This window comes from Halopenitus persicus (genome assembly GCF_900107205.1).
Classification (GTDB): domain Archaea; phylum Halobacteriota; class Halobacteria; order Halobacteriales; family Haloferacaceae; genus Halopenitus; species Halopenitus persicus.
Genome location: NZ_FNPC01000009.1, coordinates 46,474 through 63,773, shown reverse-complemented (window position 1 = coordinate 63,773; position 17,300 = coordinate 46,474). Strand labels below are relative to the sequence as shown.

General features: G+C 52.3%; 13 protein-coding genes and 2 pseudogenes. 8 read left to right on the top strand and 7 right to left on the bottom strand.

Annotated features, from left to right (window positions below; all coding sequences use genetic code 11):
* Nucleotides 1–244 precede the first annotated feature (244 nt).
* A pseudogene (locus BLV25_RS13470) lies at nucleotides 245–1,087 on the top strand (IS1595 family transposase).
* Between the two features lie 139 nt (nucleotides 1,088–1,226).
* Here BLV25_RS13470 and BLV25_RS13465 read toward each other — a convergent pair.
* The 4 genes from BLV25_RS13465 to BLV25_RS13450 all read right to left on the bottom strand — a co-directional run bounded on the left by BLV25_RS13465 (nucleotide 1,227) and on the right by BLV25_RS13450 (nucleotide 6,138).
* Complete coding sequence (locus BLV25_RS13465; RefSeq protein WP_092734212.1) at nucleotides 1,227–2,648, bottom strand: oligosaccharide flippase family protein; 1,422 nt, start codon at nucleotides 2,646–2,648, stop codon at nucleotides 1,227–1,229.
* A gap of 947 nt (nucleotides 2,649–3,595) precedes the next feature.
* Nucleotides 3,596–4,081: a metal-dependent hydrolase gene (locus BLV25_RS13460; protein ID WP_092734209.1), complete on the bottom strand. Its 486-nt coding sequence runs from the start codon at nucleotides 4,079–4,081 to the stop codon at nucleotides 3,596–3,598.
* A complete protein-coding gene (locus BLV25_RS13455; RefSeq protein ID WP_092734206.1) occupies nucleotides 4,074–4,577 on the bottom strand; it encodes a hypothetical protein in 504 nt (167 codons plus the stop codon). Before BLV25_RS13455 ends, BLV25_RS13460 begins: the two co-directional genes overlap by 8 nt.
* A 394-nt stretch (nucleotides 4,578–4,971) precedes the next feature.
* Entirely contained in the window at nucleotides 4,972–6,138 is a 1,167-nt protein-coding gene (locus BLV25_RS13450) for a glycosyltransferase (RefSeq protein ID WP_092734203.1), read from the bottom strand.
* Between the two features lie 123 nt (nucleotides 6,139–6,261).
* Between BLV25_RS13450 and BLV25_RS13445 the strand changes: the two are divergent.
* From BLV25_RS13445 to BLV25_RS13435, 3 genes and pseudogenes are all read left to right on the top strand, one after another.
* Nucleotides 6,262–7,082: pseudogene (locus BLV25_RS13445) on the top strand (IS5 family transposase).
* A 377-nt stretch (nucleotides 7,083–7,459) separates the two neighbouring features.
* Nucleotides 7,460–8,095 carry an IS6 family transposase gene (locus BLV25_RS13440; RefSeq protein WP_092734199.1) on the top strand — a complete coding sequence of 212 codons (636 nt, stop codon included), beginning with the start codon at nucleotides 7,460–7,462 and terminating at the stop codon, nucleotides 8,093–8,095.
* An 83-nt stretch (nucleotides 8,096–8,178) separates the two neighbouring features.
* Nucleotides 8,179–9,078 (top strand): glycosyltransferase family 2 protein, encoded by a 900-nt coding sequence (locus BLV25_RS13435; RefSeq protein ID WP_256335735.1) that lies wholly within the window; start codon nucleotides 8,179–8,181, stop codon nucleotides 9,076–9,078.
* A gap of 12 nt (nucleotides 9,079–9,090) precedes the next feature.
* On the opposite strand, the gene BLV25_RS13430 is transcribed toward BLV25_RS13435, so the two are convergent.
* Nucleotides 9,091–10,533: an oligosaccharide flippase family protein gene (locus tag BLV25_RS13430; RefSeq protein ID WP_092734193.1), complete on the bottom strand. Its 1,443-nt coding sequence runs from the start codon at nucleotides 10,531–10,533 to the stop codon at nucleotides 9,091–9,093.
* Nucleotides 10,534–10,697: 164 nt separating this feature from the next.
* Nucleotides 10,698–11,990, bottom strand: coding sequence for a glycosyltransferase family 4 protein (locus BLV25_RS13425; protein ID WP_092734190.1), 1,293 nt, complete (start codon nucleotides 11,988–11,990; stop codon nucleotides 10,698–10,700).
* Nucleotides 11,991–11,995: 5 nt separating this feature from the next.
* On the opposite strand from BLV25_RS13425, the gene BLV25_RS13420 reads away from it, so the two are divergent.
* The 4 genes from BLV25_RS13420 (at nucleotide 11,996) to aglM (ending at nucleotide 16,564) form a co-directional block, all read left to right on the top strand.
* Nucleotides 11,996–13,135 (top strand): sugar nucleotidyltransferase, encoded by a 1,140-nt coding sequence (locus tag BLV25_RS13420; protein ID WP_256335734.1) that lies wholly within the window; start codon nucleotides 11,996–11,998, stop codon nucleotides 13,133–13,135.
* Nucleotides 13,132–14,091 (top strand): NAD-dependent epimerase/dehydratase family protein, encoded by a 960-nt coding sequence (locus tag BLV25_RS13415; protein ID WP_092734184.1) that lies wholly within the window; start codon nucleotides 13,132–13,134, stop codon nucleotides 14,089–14,091. The genes BLV25_RS13420 and BLV25_RS13415 overlap by 4 nt, the downstream gene beginning before the upstream one ends.
* A 62-nt stretch (nucleotides 14,092–14,153) precedes the next feature.
* Nucleotides 14,154–15,212, top strand: coding sequence for an NAD-dependent epimerase/dehydratase family protein (locus BLV25_RS13410; RefSeq protein WP_092734181.1), 1,059 nt, complete (start codon nucleotides 14,154–14,156; stop codon nucleotides 15,210–15,212).
* A 44-nt stretch (nucleotides 15,213–15,256) separates the two neighbouring features.
* On the top strand, nucleotides 15,257–16,564 hold the full coding sequence (gene aglM, locus BLV25_RS13405; protein WP_092734178.1) for a UDP-glucose 6-dehydrogenase AglM: 1,308 nt from the start codon (nucleotides 15,257–15,259) through the stop codon (nucleotides 16,562–16,564).
* A gap of 530 nt (nucleotides 16,565–17,094) precedes the next feature.
* On the opposite strand, the gene BLV25_RS17510 is transcribed toward aglM, so the two are convergent.
* Entirely contained in the window at nucleotides 17,095–17,238 is a 144-nt protein-coding gene (locus tag BLV25_RS17510; RefSeq protein ID WP_176819500.1) for a hypothetical protein, read from the bottom strand.
* Nucleotides 17,239–17,300: the final 62 nt, after the last annotated feature.

The window sequence follows — 17,300 nt, the reverse complement described above, 5'->3', positions numbered from 1 at the left end:
CGTATGCAGTCCTTGTATCGTCAGTTCCGTGAGATCGCGGTCAACACCACAAAGAAGCTCGCCAAGATACTTTGATCCCACTCCCATAGCATATTTCATTAGATTCTAACTGACCGGCTTTATGAGTACTAATCCGTACTCGGCAGCATCATTCACCCTACGCTCTTGGGAAAGAGATTGTTGACGGCGAGTGCTGTGACTGAAAGTCGAAGAGGGCAAGGGCACCGCGCCAGCGATGCCCGATATGTTTCCAGTAAGCCGGGTTGTGTCGGAATCGGCTGCAGCGGACCTGCTCCAACAGGTTCGCTGGCGTGACGGCCTTGAGTGCCCTCGCTGCCTTTCTGACCTGACGGTCAGAAACGGCAGCTACTAGGTGTATCAACGGTATTTGTGTAAGAATTGCGGTCGGACATTCAACGACAAGACCGGCACGATCTTCGCCCACTCGAAATCTCGCTGAAAGAGTGGTACTTCACGATTTACGTGTTCTTACGGTTCAACACAAGCATTCGGCAGATTGAGGCCGAACTCGATCTTTCTTACAGAACGGTGCGGCGGCGGGTCGAGCGCTTCGCCAGAGCGCTCGACGCGCCTTCGATTACGTTGTCTGGACCGGTCGAAATCGACGAAGTGTACGTCTCTGCTGGCCTGTCTACGCGTGGGCGCGGAACGTATGGATGGTGACAAACCACCGGTGTTCACGCTGGTTGATCGTGGTTCGAACGAGCGGTACGTCGTGCCCGCGAAATCCGCGGACGAATCGACCGTTCGACTCCTGCTGGCCGACCGCCAGTAGGAGTCGTTAACCGTCTATACCGACGGATTTCGAGCGTACGATTCACTCGATGAGGACGACGAATTCACCCGCAAATATGTCGTCCACAGTGACGGCGAATACGCTGACGGCGATACTCAAATCAACACTTGTGAGAGCCACGCGTCGCTGACGCGACGGTGGCTCTCGCCCCACCGAGGAGTGTCAAAAGACAAGCTAACACCGTATCTCAGAGCCTTTCAGATACGGCAAGCACTCTACAGAAAACTAGGCGAGGAAGCACTCAAACACGCTCTCGATGCTGCGCTCTGAAAATCAACAACGTGCTTCAAAAGATCGTTCACCCTAAGGTTAACACCATCGATAACACATTAAATTGTAAAAACATACAAATACGAATATCTTGGCGATCTTAATATTAAGTTGTTCTAGTCCCAATTGAATTGTATTCTTACATAAAGGGAATTAAATCATCTACGTTACTCAGTACTTGTTCCCGCATTGTAGAAGACGATAACAAGAATGTGAAGTATATGACCGCACCTAAGAATATTGCAAATATCAATTTAATCTGAGAATTAATATATATTATGGTGTTCAGGATTAATAGTAATACACCCATACACGCAGAAGATACCAGAGTAATAATTAGTTGGGTGATATTTATCCGCAAGTCTATGAATGAATTTAGATAGTACGCGGTGAGAGCGGTATTAGCTGAGTAGGAAGTAACTGTAGCAATAGCGGCTCCCGTGATTCCTATGACATTTATTAAAATGATATTCAATGGGATATTTAAGATAATAAATAATCCTGCTGCATACGAAGCCAATTTTGATTCATCAATTGCAAGTAAAAATCGTCCAAGGATTCTATCAATACCTTCAGGTATTTTTCCCAATAATAATATCACTAGAGCCGTGTTAGCAATAGCAAATTCACTTCCGAAAATGAAATGTAGTATCTCTCTTCCATAGATAACACCGCCCACAATAGCCGGAAACACAATTACTAGCGAAGTAATGAGTGTATTTGGTAAAATATTTTGTATGCTTTCTCTGTTTCCCTGAGCATCCCAGTGACTAATTTGGGGAAATATTGTATCGGCGATCGCGCTAGATAACAGCATTATCATACTTGCGACTTTCCAGGCAACTTCATAAGCTGCAACGTGTGACTGCGTAAGAAACAATCCTATTAGTAGAGTATCTAACCAATCATAAACAGATGTATGTACTATGGATGCAATGAAATTGTGGCTACCGAATTTCACTAATGACTTGAGCATAGCTTTAGATGGCATACCTAACTCTGTATCAATCCCAAATACTCCGAAAGTAACTGAGATCAGATTGCTCATAATTATACTATAAACCAACCCTCTGACACCGAAATTAAAGTAAACAAAAGAGGCGCCAATTAGAACAAAAAGTACATTTTGTATTAGAGATACATTAGCTGCCCTCTGAACTTTAAGTTCTCCCTCCAGGGTACGCATTATAATGATCCTCAATTGATTGGGTATTAACGCGATGAGAAGAAAGTGCGAAAGAGGCTGACCTATATAATCGTTAATATTATTACTAAATAATATTATTAATATTGAAATGAAGATGAGAAATGAGGACTTTAGTAACAATGCACTCCCAAGAGTTGCACTATGATTCTGTTCGCTTATCCTCTTTTCAATTGCGTCATCTACTCCAAAGTCAGCCGCCAACGAAAGTAGAGTTAGGCAAGTTTGGAATAGTATAAATACACCTAATTTTTCCGCACCTAGTTCTTGAGCAAAATATACAAGACCAAGAGATTGAAATAACATTGAAATCAATCTCGTGGAAAAGACACCAAAAATAGTTTTTTTAATGTCCATCTTGCATACGACTATTCATAACGGATATATTCACTATTGGTTTATTCTGCTCTGTTGAATAGCGGTGGTTGTGCAGACCGGGTTCATCTGAGTCCCCTTATGAGCGATTGAGAATCGTGGTTTCAAATCAGGTATGGGCTTACTATAGCTTAGAGTCTGCTATTCAACAGAGCCGTTTATTCTTATTGGAAAAGCGTAGTTAGAGAGTGGATGAACCGTGAGTTTTACAGCACCCGAGGTGGAAATTTAAGATACCACCCACCATACCGAAATTCCGCTGTGCTATAGCTATCTTGACGCAGGTTATGATCGCTTGCGTTCAGCTCAGACCTGTGAGTGACCTGTGGATTTGTGACTTGACTGTTTTAACGGAGGTGTCTTGAGAGTGAGAACGCCTCGCGGGTGATTTCGTCAGTGGATCATCTCATCATACCGATCTTGCGTCATAGAGTCTGCAATACAGATTGGTAAGATTGATTGATATAGGAAACATTATGCTATAGTAGAATCTGGAACTCTTTGTGTAGCCAGCTAAAGGAGAGAAGTTCTATCAACGGATTTCCGGGGGTTCTCTGAAAATGTGTGCAGATATTTCTGGAGATTACTATAGCTGTCGCCTATGACCGCCGATTCACCCAGGGCGCGTTGGCAGACATCGCTGATTTGGTGCTTTCGGATTCCGGATAGGGAGTCCCGGATCAATTTACAAAAGACTGAGAACTGACCGTACCAATCGTTAACCAACAGTCCGGTGATTATCATCTCCTCCGTAGGTTAATAAAATTCTGGAAGCCACGCTATTCTGATAAAAACGAACAGTCGTGCATTGACCATACCGGATATCGCATCCGCACCACCGAATGTAGTCGGGGGAGCTACGGTCCAGCTGTTCGTTCGACTCCGTCATCTGAACGGTTGTATTCCTGGAGGATTGGGAGTCGGCGTTGTCAGGAGTGGCGATGCATAGACCAGTAACGCGTGATGAGTGCGAGGAAGGCTGCGAGTACTGCTGGCCAGCGATCATAGCTGAGATAGAGGCCAGGAGTTGGGAGTCGTGTTGCAGTAATCGGCCACCAGACGGCACTTGCGTATCCGGACGGCTTGATGAGGAGCGAGTCCAGGCAGAGATGCGATACAGACCCAACCAGTAATAACAGGAGGACACGCCGACGGTAGCGACGCGGCGTAAAGAGACCGCCAAATCCGGCCATAACAGTCACGCCCCCGAACGTATGAAGTGCCTGCCACGAGAACGGGATACCGATGAACAGTTCAATCTGAACATCGGAGACGACGAGCTGAATTTTTGTGAGATCGGGGAGTATTGCGCCGAGCATAACCACGGTCGTGAACGGTAACTGCCAATCAAACCAAGTGGTGAGGAGTGTTCCGAGAATATACCCGACCAGGACGTGTGTGAGGAGGTCAGGCATCGTCGCCTCCGCGCCACGTAACCCGCGGTGTTTCTCGGGGCTCGACAGTCCAGGTTCGGCGGTTGAATTGCCAGCGATTCAGTAAGCGGCCGAGTACCCAGAGCCCACCGATGACCGACACCGCATACATATACCATTGTTCCCACGGCTCTCTGGTAATTACCCCCCCAGCGTCGATAACGGAGTTCGGACGAACGCGACCGAAGACGACAAGCGACTCATCGGCTGTGACGTCGCGATGCACGCCGCGAACCGTTATGTGGCGTGTGTCGATCTCATTGGAAAGTTCGATGATAACGGGATCCGTCGATACGACGGTGCCGCCGATTTGGGTGCACTGTCCGACATACCTGTCGTAGTCAGTAAGGAGGTCGTCTGTTTCTGGATACCTGTTTTCGGTAGGATCTGGTTTGACTGTGCCAGCCCAGACCAGAAGTCCGCAAAGAAGGGCGAGCAGGACCAAAATACCGATATCACGCCTCATCTGATGTCTCATATATGCCATCTATCTCGGGTTGACGGTAAACGTGTGGGGCTCTCTATTACGGACTCGTCGCTATTGATTGTCGCAAAATGACGCGGATACAAGGGTGTCTCAGATCACTTCCCGCAAGAGTTTGAGTGTTTCATCTGGTGACGAAAAAACCGGCCGATACTTGGGGAAATTACCTTTCCGTTGAGATGCTCCTCTGAGTGAGCAACAGGTCTTATGAAAACGGAGATAGGCGAACGGCCTAATGAGCGTTCCTCAGGTCTGCACGCTCCACACAAAATTAATTCAACGACCTGTTTACTTCTCAATCTGGCTAATCTAGAAAGTGCCTGGAGATGAACAGCAGTTTAAATTTCAGCACCGTGAGATTTGCTCCTGAACCAAGAAAATCTTTCCCTCAGGCTGCTTGGTATATTTTAGATAACTTTTCGGCAAGTCGATTGAAGGAATGATCTCGGGCAAACCGCTCAAGGCCGTCCGAATTATACATCTTTTCCCCACTTTTGACAAACTCTGTGATTGTTTGATTCAGATGAGCGGTTGATTCCGGTTTAAATGTCAGTCCCAGATTGTATTCTTTAGTTTGTCGACCCATCACGCCGAAGTCTGGTGCAATGACTGGTCGATTATGTCCACAGGCCTTTTGAAATACACCGCTAGTCCGGCGGGACCCGAACTCTCGTTTATATGGTAGTATTATTCCATCGGAAGCCTGGAAATAGTACGGCATTTGTGATTCTTCTATATATTCCAGTCTTGAGACGACAGGAATCTGAATGGAATCGATTAGCCTTTCTACTTCAGCCCGTCCAATATCATTGGGGCTTCCAGCGATCACAAGGCGGAACTCAGGCCCACTGTACGTGTTTAAGGAATTGAGTAAGAATTTTATACCTTTATTTCTCCTCAATTCTCCAAAGTACAACAACTGACTACCACCCTTATCTACATCTATTAGATCTCTTGCCTCACTTTTGCTCACATTATGGTCTGCAGATTTCACCGGGTCTGGGATGACAGAAGTTGAGTTACTGTTTATTATATTCAATAAATATTCTTCAGCCTCGTCAGAGTGGACTAGCACTTTATCTACCTTCCCTTCCTTCACTACTCGTTGAATATAATACTCCTTTAGAGCAGTGCCAAAACCCATTCCACGTGGTATAATTGAGGAAATCGGGAGCCCATATCTAAGGATAGATGCATTTATTTCATTTAAGATGAAGTGATTGAAGAAACTACCATTGAGTGTCGCTATCACTGAACCAGGATACAGGTCGTCTATCTCGATCAGATCCATTTCCCCTACTATGTCATCAAGGTATAGAATGTGGACTGCATCGTATTCTCTATCCAACGCTATGTCGAATAGCTTCCTTAGATTCCGCTCTGTATCTCCATTTATGAAAAATATATTCGATTCATCCGTAAATTCAGAAATCCTACTATCTTCTGAGGCCACAATATCGGAATTTATCCCGTATTCTGATAGAGCATTCACCAATCTGCCAGCATATGCTGCGTGATGACCCCCTGTATTTTGATCAAATAGCAGAATTTCCATAGGGAATTTACTCTACCCACGCTTATATGAATTTGGCTAAAGCCAAGGGTGGTGTTTAGTTAATACTCACAGACTCTGTTGAAATCCACAGAGAATTACATTTTCACCCTGTAATTCTACAAAATGAAGGCCCTCCCGAAGTCGCAGATTCTCCGTTTTACTGAGAAGGCGATCCATCTGGCGCGTCGAGCGGTCTCTCGATACTCCTCTAAATTCTCTAAACACCGCTATACACTTCCCTAACACGTTGTTCTGCTGTGTCTCAAAGTTCGGAAGAACACGACCTATCGTGGCCTGCTTGACGAATTAATTGAGATGCCACGCATCCGTCGAACCCTTGGCTTATCCGAACTTCTACGCCATCAACGCTTTGTAAGGCGTTCAACCGGCTTGATATGGCTGTGTGGCGTGTTATATTGACTCTCTCAGCGACGCTACTTCCGACAAGCGGGGTTGTTGGTGTTGATGCGTCAGGATTCGACCGTAGTCACGCTTCGAAACACTACACGAAACGCGCTGAACTCACGATACAGCAGCTCAAGGTGACGTTGCTGGTCGATGCGAAGGTAAACGCGATTCTCGATTTACACGTGACGACGACTCGAAAACACGATAGCCAGATTGCTCCGTCCTTGATCAAACGCAACCCCAAGAATATTGACGTTCTGCTCGGTGACAAAGGCTACGACGACCAGAAAATCAGTCGACTTGCCCGTCAATACGAGGTTCGGCCACTGATTAAGCATCGTGAGTTCACGTCACTCCACCGGGTATGGAACGCGCGCTTAGATACTGATCTCTACGGCCAGCGGAGTCAATCCGAGACTGTGAACTCAACGCTCAAGCGGAAGTACGGTGCGTTCGTCCGGTCACGACGCTGGTGGAAACAGTTCCGTGAACTCACCATCGCCTGTCTCATTCATAATGTAGACCGATCACTCTGAGCGGTCAATACAGGTGGCCTATCTGTCGACGAGTTGTAGGGTGACGAATATAACGAGAGTAAGCGGGAGAATATACACGAGGAGAATAGCCATGAACCCGATAGCCATATTAACTGCGCCACCGCGAGGGTGTCAAGGTTAGATGATGGAATTATGGAAAGCTGCGAAGGCTTTGACCCAGCGGTCTACTGATTTCCAGGAGCTATAGTGGGGAACCGGCTATAGAAGAGTCTGGTTCGGTATTTGAGCAGGCCGAACCCGGCTTCGACCAGAGACCGTTCCCCCCACGTTTCACGGCGTGAGTCACAGAGATCGAGGTCATCGGGCGGTGTTTAGTTAAGCGTGAAAAGCGAGGCGGGTGAATTTCTTGCTGGTCTATGGCAGAAATTGCCCGCCTCACCGGTCATAGAGAGTGGATTGATTTGGATTTTGTGGAGCGAGAGCGGACACCCGAGTCCGCGATGGCGTTGGGTATTCAATCGCACGTTGCGGGACTCTCGCTGTCGAATACCGTCGATTTACTCGATTCACTGGGTGTCCAACGCAGTCGAAAAGCCGTCCACGATTGGGTTCAAAAAGCCGATCTACAGCCAGAATCCGGTAAATCACCGAATCAGATTGCGCTCGACGAAACAGTGATTCGCATCAATGATCAGCAATTCTGGCTGTACGCTGCCGCCGATCCGCAGTCGAACGAACTGCTTCACGTCCGGCTATTTGCGACGGCTACAACCGCCCTCACAGAAATTTTCCTGCGCGAACTGTGTCAAAAACACGATGTCGAATCCGCCGTGTTTCTTGTTGACGGCGCGAAACACCTCCAAACCGCGCTTTCCCGAGCTGGGCTCCGATTTCAGATACATCACCACGGAAATCGAAATGCTGTCGAACGGATCTTTCGAGAACTGAAGCGTCGAACCTCGTCGTTTTCAAACTGCTTCAGCCACGTTGAACCGGAAACCGCCGAAAACTGGGTGCAGAGCTTCGCTCGATGGCTCAATGCTACTAACTAAACACTACCAGGACTCCACCTACTGCCGAGACACCAACGCACGAAGCAAAGTTAAAGTGGGAACAAACACTTCGACAATGCAGTTTGCCTCCGCAGTATACCATCGCGGTAATTCATCTTAATATGGCTGAAACCGTGGCTCAGTCACTAACGAGTATCCTTGAGCAGATCGACGAACGTTTCGAAGTCGTTGTCGTCGATGATGGGTCAACGGATGGTAGCGTTGAGATTCTCAAATGGCTTGAAGAGGAATATGAGGCTCTCCGAGTAACGACAGACGCAGGCAATTCGAACCACGGAGAGGCACGGCAACACGCAATTGAACTGGCAAATGGGGAGTACGTTCTGTCATCCCTGGATGCCGACGACGAGTTCACACCGTGTATCCAACAATTCGTCTCGCTGTATCACGAGTTAGAGGACACCAAAGAGAACGAATTTCTTCTCCTCGGGTACGGTCTCTATATGGCACCGCGCTCACTCCTTCAAAAGATACCGTACCGGAGTATGGGGTACGGAGAGGACCGAGACCTCTACCGCAGACTGCTCGCCGAAGACGCACTGCTGAGTCTCAGCCATCACCGGATACGCCGAACGCTGGGGTACCAGCCATCGAAAACTGAAAGCCTCAAAATCGGGGTCGAAACGATCAAAAATCAGTTCCGGAGCGGCCTCCATCTGCGTCCGTACCTCCGGTGGGCGTTCGAGGAGATGATCGGGAAACGGGATCGAATCTCCTCGGTTCGTGGGTTGCTCCACTTGATCGTCGCACCGCTCGCATACTTACTCTCACTCACTGAAGAGCGATACGAGGCACCCGAACAGTTCCGAGATATCGGGGTTTACAAGAACGCGCTGATGGACGCACATATGACCCTCTCGGAGATGGAAGAGCGATCCGGCATCGAGGTCGACCGCAACGCGATCGGGCCACGGGGCTGCGCCGTTTTCGATATAGATCAGAAGCGGAGCCTCATAGACTAAACATCAATGTGACTACCCGCTAAGTGTCTGTTTAGTATCCGTCAGCGTGGACTGTACAACCTCCCTGAATCCGGAGTCGACGACAAATAACATCCCCATATAAACGGCAGCACCGACACCGACTATACCAAGAAGGTGAAAAACCGTCGGTATACCGAGTACTTTGGCGAGTGCTTCCACGACTATGAACATCAGTGAACCGCTCACGGCCTGAGTGAGTAGCCCACCCGGAAGCGGCACTGTACCGAACTTCGTCCAGAAGATCACTTGTCCGACCGTGAGCATCACAAAGTGGGCGAGGACGATGGCGCCGACGACGCCGAGAAATCCATACTCGAAAAATAAAACAGGTATCGAGACAGCCTGCACAGCAAGACTAACTGCGATACTCCGGGTTCCCAACTCCGGCATATCCAGACCATCGAGGAAGGCGAACTCAATTCGCGTGAGAGTACGAAGGATGTGGTAGAACGCTAACCCGATTAGTGCGCTCGCGGCGAGCGGGTCAGACATATCGAAAAACGTCTCCATAAGCGCGTCGGAGAGCGCGAAACTTCCGAAGGCAAGTGCAACTGCGAGAATCGAGACGTGATGGTGAGCGTTCCGGAACTCTTCGAACATCGTCTCGCTCGTTACGGAGCTCGTTTTCGCCATTACTGCGGGAGCCAGACTCCCGCCAACGTGGCTACCGAGTATGAGGAGTCGGTTTGCGGACGTGTAGTATCCGATAGCTGCATCCATTCCAACGAATCCGAGGACAAGAACCGGAAGGCGCTGATACACCGTTGATACCCCAGAGGAGACAACGCTCCACCGGCCGTACTTGAGCAGCGATCGTGCTACCGAAAACCGTGGCCGCGAGACCGATACAACCGACACGAGATAGTGTCCGAGGACTGTCGCTACTGTCGCGGCTGTCGTGGCCGCAAGGAGGCCAAAAACCCTGAATCCGAGCGCAAGGACACCGAGTTGGAGGATCGTCTGAAGAATTCCATAGACGTTGTCGACGAGTGTAGCATGTCCGGTATGTCCGTAGCCGCGATAGGCATCAATTTGAGTGTTGAGGATAGTGCGGCTGATGAAGACAGTCGCTGCCACAAGAACGATGTTAAAATCGAATCGGATTGAAACAAGGTTTGTCGTCACAATACCGAGTACACCAACCGTGACAGTTAGGGCGTACAAAAGCGCCATAGTGAGCCCTGTCCCATAGACTTCGTCGGCGTCGTGGTCCTTCTCGCTTCCACGCTTTAGAACTGCTTGACCGAGTCCGTTTATCGGAAACAGCGCAACGCCCACTACAGAGAGGATCAGATAGTACTGGCCGAGACCGGACGCACCGAGGATATACGCCATAGCGATCAGTCCGAGGAAACTGATCCCCGTGTCTGCGAGAGTTCCAGCAAACGAGATCGTGGCCTGCTTGCGGATGTTGATGTCCCCCGCTTTGCTCATCGCTTATGCGCCTTTCTATCACCGTTCACATAAGTCCGCCGTGTCGCATTCAAACAGATGGATCAATTCTGCTAGCAGTATGAGCTCCCCTGACTGCCGGCTATGGAAAGAGAGTATTGTGTTCGCTGGCATCAAAAACCGCTCAAACCCCGCAAAGAGTGGTATCAGACGTACTCGTTCGAGAAAATGAATCCCTTCCTGAGTACTTCGAACGTCGACTTTCGCCCCACGGGAAGTGCTTCGACGCCGCCCCAAGAGATACGTTCCAATCGATGGAGCAGATCGTCGTCCCCGAACGCGGTTCCGATACGGTGGTCGTACTCTGCTTTGAACGCCGCTATGTCCTCGGTCAGGTCGTTTAAGCCCCGAGCGGAGTCGGTGGGGATCAGCCCGGCGTCGGCAGCTAACCGCTCGTAGAACTGTTCGAGCCGGGTCACGACACGCTTCACGTCGAACTCGGACACTCGCTCCGTGGCCGCATCGCCGAACTGATGGCGCCGGTCATCGTCGCTTAACAGAGCCGAGAGTGCGTCACCGTACGCAGTCGGCGAGTTCGCGACGTACCCCGTCTCCCCGTGGTGGACGAGCTCCACCTGTGCGTTGTCCCGCATCGGCGTCGAATCGACGACCGGAGGGACACCGTTGGCCATCGCCTCCGCGATCACGTAGCCATAGCTTTCCCCGATCGCGCTCGTGTGGGCTAACACGTCGATAGTGGCGTAGAAGTCCGACACTGTCTCCGGGGGAAGTGGGTCGACGTACGTGACTTGATCTTTCCACCCATAGCTTCGGATCTGCTTTCGGATCTTCTCCGGAACTCCCACGAGAAACAGTTGTGCGTCGGGTGTTCGTTCTAACACCCTGTCGAACGCCCGTATCGTGAGCTTTCCCCACTTCTCGGGGACTGGACGGCCAATCTTCCCGACAACGGGGGCGGAGTTCGGTATCCCATACTCTTCACGGAGCGACTCTCCCTTAGAAACTTCATCTACATCTAAGGGGTTGTACAGATGAGCCATATTCTCGTTCCAGTTCCCGTCGAGCCCGATGTTGTTGACTATCACCGTCCGGAGTAGTATCGTCTTCGACGGGTAGAAGAAGTAGTCGACGCCGTTGCCCGAGTCCGTCTCGAAATAGTTGCCAAACTGGTCCGTTCTGATATGGAGAGGAACTCCCGCATCCGCCGCCGCCGCGCTCAGCAGTTCGGTATCGCCAGAGTGGCTGTGAACGATATCTATCTCCTTCTCGGATATGTATTCGGCCAGATCCGCGACTCCGTCGGGTTCGTAAACGTCGTACCCTGATTCACGGAGTGAGTCCGCACGGGGACCTCCCTCGTGAACACCGACCGCGTACGTGTTGAACTCCTCGCTGTGTTCTCTGATGAACAGTTCAGCTGCTTTTTCCGTCCCTCCGATATCCCAGCGAGTCGGTGCATGGAGAACGTTCAGAGCCATCTGATATGGGCTACTGTTCGACTTTCCCACATAGTTGTTGCCTTCCACCGGTATGGTTCAGAAAGTCACGAATCTCAACGACGTGCCGTAGAGACGATAAAGACTATACCACTCAGAACCACTCACTGACAACTATGAAGGCAGTCATCCCTGCCGCCGGCCAGGGCACTCGCTTGTACCCGCAGACCCACACCAAGCCGAAAGCGATGGTGCGAATCGCTGGAAAACCCATTCTCGGCCACATTCTCTCCCGCCTCTTGGAGACCCGCGTCGACGAGGTCGTGATCGTCGTCGGTGGGACGATGCAGGATCAGATCGTCGAGTACGCCGAGCAGTACTTCGGCGACGAGTTCACGTTCCAGTTCGTCGAGCAGGAGAGTGCCGAAGGGCTCGGGCACAGCATATACCAGACTGAAGAGATCGTCCGTGGCGAGCCGGCACTGATCGTGCTCGGGGATATGCTGTTCGAGAACGGCTACGGCACCTTCCTCGAGGCCCACGACGCCCTCGACGACCCGGACGCGAGCATCGGCGTCAAAACCGTCGACGAGCCACAGCACTACGGCGTCGCCGAGCTCGGGGAGGAAACCCGGATCGAACGCCTAGTCGAGAAACCGGACGATCCGCAGTCTGACTACGCGATCAGCGGCGTGTACATCGTCGAGAATACCGACCTGCTGTTCGACTCTCTTGACTCTCTCGTCGACAACGATGTCCGCGGCGCGGGCGATGAGTACCAACTCACCGACGCCCTCCAGCGGATGATCGACGCCGACGCGCGGATCGACATCTTCGAAGTCGAGGACTGGTACGACTGTGGCCGCCCCGAAACACTTCTCGAAGCGAACCGGGTGCTGCTCGCGAAAGGCGACAACGACGAAGCGGACACGCTCGACAATGTAGTCGTCGTCCCCCCCGTTGATTTCGGCGACAACGTCGTGGTTGAGGAGGCGCTCGTCGGCCCGAACGTGAGTGTCGATGCCGACTCCCGAATCACCGACAGTATCGTCCGGAACAGTATCGTCGGCCAGAACGCGATCCTCGAGAGCGTCAACCTCGAAGGAAGCATCGTCGGTGACGGGGCAGCCGTACGAAGCGAGGCGAACCAACTGAACGTGGGCGACAACAGTATCATCGAGCTATGAGCGACGCGCCACACGCTATCGTCACTGGTGGCGCGGGGTTCGTCGGGAGCCACTTGGTGGATTCCTTGCTCGAAGACGGGTTCGAAGTTACGTCGCTCGATAACTTCGGGAGCGGTCGATCGGCCAACCTTGAGCATATCGATACTCCCAGGTTCGAATCCCTCGAACACGACGTTCGCGAACCGTTCCCGGACCTCGGTCGCGTTGACTACGTGTTCCACTTCGCGTCGCGTGCGAGCCCCAAGGACTTCGAATCACACGCCGTCGAGATCGCTCTGACGAACAGCGAAGGAACTCACAATGCACTCGAGTTCGCGCGAAAGAACGATGCGCGAACCGTTCTTGCATCAACGAGTGAGGTCTACGGCGATCCGGAAGTCCACCCGCAGCACGAGGAGTACAACGGGAACGTGAACGTTCGTGGGCCCCGTGCGCCGTATGACGAGAGTAAGCGGTTCTCCGAAGCGCTCGCGCGCGCTTTCCAGCAGCAATACGACATAGACATTCGAACGGTCCGCATCTTCAATACCTACGGCCCGCGTATGCGCCCCGACGACGGGAGGGTTATTCCGAATTTCCTGTCTCAAGCGCTCCGTGACGACGATCTCACGATCTACGGTGATGGCACACAGACGCGGAGTTTTTGTTACGTCTCCGATCTCGTCTCCGGGATTCGTTCGTTCGCGGACGCCGATCCCTCCGTAGCCGCGGGAGAAGTGATCAACTTGGGAAGCACACACGAGATCGAAATCCGAGAGCTCGCCGAGGTCATCACCGAAGTTCTCGACACGAGATCAGGAACTGTTCATCGAGAGTCACCGGAGGATGACCCACAGCTCCGTCGTCCGGACCTCGAACGGGCACAGAGTCTGCTCGGTTGGGAACCGATGGTGGGCTTGGAAGACGGTATCGAACGAACTGCGGAATACTTCGCTGAAGAACTGGAGTCGGAATAACCGAACCACAGTTTCTGACTCAAAGAGAAACCTATTACCCGGCTCAAATTTTGTGTAAATCTATGTCTTCATCTCCGGATCGGGTCCTCGTCACTGGAGGTGCCGGGTTCGTCGGGAGCCACGCCGCCGCATACTACGACGATCGCGGGAGCAAGGTGACCGTTCTCGACAATCTAAGCCGCGTCGACACGCTCGAAACGGCCGACGAGTCTCGGAACACGGCCGCTTACAACTGGAACTACCTCGAGGAAGAACATCCCGATGTCGAACTACTCGAGGGAGACATCCGTGATTACGATCGGCTCGAGGAGGTCGTAGAGGGACATAACGCAGTCGTTCACACCGCGGGTCAAGTAGCGGTAACGGCGTCGATTCAGGATCCCCGAACCGACTTCGAAGTCAATGCTCAGGGGACGTTCAACGTCCTCGAAGCGGCACGAACGGCCGAGAGCGATCCTGCAGTCGTCATCGCGTCCACGAACAAGGTCTATGGGGACAACGTGAACGCGATTCCCGTCCGAGAGGCGGATTCTCGATACTGGTACGACGACTCCGAATTCGAGGACGGGATCCCCGAAAGCCTCTCTATCGACGACTGTGAGCACACGCCCTACGGCGTATCGAAACTAACTGCCGACCTCTACGTTCAAGACTACGCGGAACGAAACGAGGTCGACGCAGCAGCGTTCCGAATGAGCTGTATCTACGGCACACGCCAGTTTGGTAACGAAGACCAAGGCTGGGTCGCCCACTTCGCGCTGAGTACACTCCGTGACGAACCACTCACGATCTTCGGCGACGGGAAGCAAGTCCGCGATGTTCTCTACGTCGAAGACCTGATTCGTGCCTACGATGCGTTCCTCTCTGATCCCGAAGAGAAGCCGGCAGTGTACAATATTGGCGGCGGTACGGAGAACACCACCAGTTTGATCGAGTTCCTCGACCTACTCGAAGAGAAGACTGGAAAACGGAGCGAGATCACTTTCGACGATTGGCGGGAAGGTGACCAGAAAGTATACGTTTCGGACATCTCGCGTGCCCGTGACGAACTGAATTGGGTTCCCAATGTGGACTTCGAGGAAGGTATCGATCGCTTCATCGAGTGGTACGAGGAATACTGACGTAGCGGACCATTCTTATTCGGTGCTGTAGAAACAGAGAAGGAATGCAACTCTCAGTCGTTGGGTCCGGCTACGTCGGAACGACTATCGCCGCGTGTTTCGCGGACCTCGGACATAATGTCGTCAATATCGACATCGATCAGGAAATCGTCGACACGATTAACGACGGCGAGGCACCGATCCACGAGGATGGGTTGGCCGAGATGATCGCAAAGCACGCTGGCCCGGAGTCGACCGGTCGACTTCGAGCGACGACCGACTATGAGGAAGTTCTCAACACCGAACTGACGTTCCTCTGTCTTCCGACCCCGGCCAACGACGACGGCTCTATTGACCTCTCGATTATGAAGGCCGGCGCCGAGCAGCTCGGCGAGACGCTTGTCGAAAAGAACGAACGCCACAACGTCGTCGTGAAAAGCACCGTCGTCCCAGGGACGACTGAGGACACGATCGCACCACTCGTCGCCGAGACTGGCGGTAAGCGCCTCGGCGATGACCTCGGCGTCGGTATGAACCCCGAGTTCCTCCGGGAGGGATCTGCCGTAGCTGACTTCTTGGATCCTGACAAGGTGGTTTTAGGCGCCGACGACGACCGGACACGCGAGCAGATGGGAAACGTATTTGCGCCCCTTGTGGAGCGTGCCGACGATCCGCCTGTCGTTGAGACCGCAACCCGTGAAGCCGAGATGATGAAGTACGCCAACAACGCGTTTCTCGCGTCGAAGGTCTCGCTCGCCAACGATCTCGGAAACATCTGCAAAGAACACGGCGTGGATATGTACGAGGTCGCCGACGCGATGGGGTTGGACGAACGAATCGCTCGTTCGTTCTTGAATAGCGGTCTCGGCTGGGGAGGGAGCTGCTTCCCGAAAGACACTGCAGCCATCATTGCCGCCGCCGAGTCGAAACGATACGACGCACCGATGCTGAACGCAGCGACGGAGGTGAACGACCGACAGCCCCAGCGCTTCCTCGACTTGCTCGACAAACACGTTGACGCCGAAGGAAAACGGATCGCCGTTCTCGGCCTGGCGTTCAAGCCAGGGACCGACGATATTCGAAACACGCGTGCAGTACCCGTGATCGATGGGCTAATACACCGGGGGGCGGATGTCATCGCTCACGATCCGGTTGCAGTCGAAAATATGCGTGATCGGTATCCTGATATCGAGTACGCAAGCTCGGTTTCGGAGGCACTAGAGGACGCAAACGCCTGTCTTGTTGTGACGGATTGGGACCAGTACAAAGTCCTCGACGAAGAGTTCGATCGAATGGAGACACCGATCGTTCTCGACGGTCGTCACTGCATCAACCGTCGGGAAGGGATCACGTACGAGGGGCTGACCTGGTAGCGAGCCTACTGGTTCACAAACATTATCCCTTATGAGTTCGTTATGAGTTCGCGAAGCGAAAGCGGCAACTTACTCCAGTCACTCCGCGACGCGGCGCCTGACTGATACCACGTCCCGTCCTCCCCCTCACGATGGTGTGGTGGTTCTGGATGCGGGTACAGATTTGCCCCGTCCCTCCAGAACGGGTAAGTATACTTCTCGGAGAACGACGCCTGGCATCACCTCTAGGAGACGAACTACATCGTGGGACTCCCTCCTCAACGATCCCCTACGACATCTAGACGGGTTTTCCCATTGGAACGTTCCGGGGGTAGGTACCCTCTACGACCAGTTGCTCGCCCTCATCGCTCTGAACGTCGGCCTGGGCGCCTTCCCGGACATACTCATCGCCAAAGCCCTGCTCGTTCAGCAGCCTTCGGTACTCTCGCAGTGGGCTCCGTTTTCCTCATCCGAAAACGGCTCAGAAACCGTATCGGCGGTCTGGTCGGGGTGTTCATCCTCGCGATAACGTTCACCCAGCTCCGATTCAACTACTCTCCCGCGATCGTCGTCGCGAACGCGATCTGTTCGGACGCACTGGTGTGTATCGACGTCGACAACGCGTTCTCAACGGCCTCCGTGAAGACCTCGTAGCGATCCATCGTGTACGTACAGATAACGACGGAGACCTGCATTGTCGTCGCGTTCCGCGGTCAGCCGAATAAGGATTACTGAACGGCGGAGTTCGTCATCGCAT